The organism is Telluria sp. Soil_C_11 (genome assembly GCF_057657395.1).
Map to the genome: position 1 here is coordinate 1 of NZ_JBDGIN010000057.1, position 620 is coordinate 620.

The following is a 620-nucleotide window of genomic DNA, read 5'->3' on the forward strand; positions in this document are numbered from 1 at the left end:
TCGGGGACAGTGCATGGTAGGCAGTTTGACTGGGGCGGTCTCCTCCTAAAGTGTAACGGAGGAGTTCGAAGGTACGCTAGGTACGGTCGGACATCGTGCTAATAGTGCAATGGCATAAGCGTGCTTAACTGCGAGACCGACAAGTCGAGCAGGTACGAAAGTAGGACATAGTGATCCGGTGGTTCTGTATGGAAGGGCCATCGCTCAACGGATAAAAGGTACTCTGGGGATAACAGGCTGATTCCTCCCAAGAGTTCATATCGACGGGGGAGTTTGGCACCTCGATGTCGGCTCATCACATCCTGGGGCTGTAGCCGGTCCCAAGGGTATGGCTGTTCGCCATTTAAAGTGGTACGTGAGCTGGGTTTAAAACGTCGTGAGACAGTTTGGTCCCTATCTGCCGTGGGCGTTGGAAATTTGAAGGGGGCTGCTCCTAGTACGAGAGGACCGGAGTGGACGAACCTCTGGTGTACCGGTTGTCACGCCAGTGGCATTGCCGGGTAGCTAAGTTCGGAAGAGATAACCGCTGAAAGCATCTAAGCGGGAAACTCGCCTTGAGATGAGATTTCCCGGAGCCTTGAGCTCCTTGAAGGGTCGTTCGAGACCAGGACGTTGATAGG

At 54.0% G+C, this 620-nt stretch carries 1 rRNA gene; it reads left to right on the forward strand.

The features are described from left to right. Positions 1–620: ribosomal RNA gene (locus AC3A6M_RS24845) — 23S ribosomal RNA — on the forward strand; the annotation flags it as partial.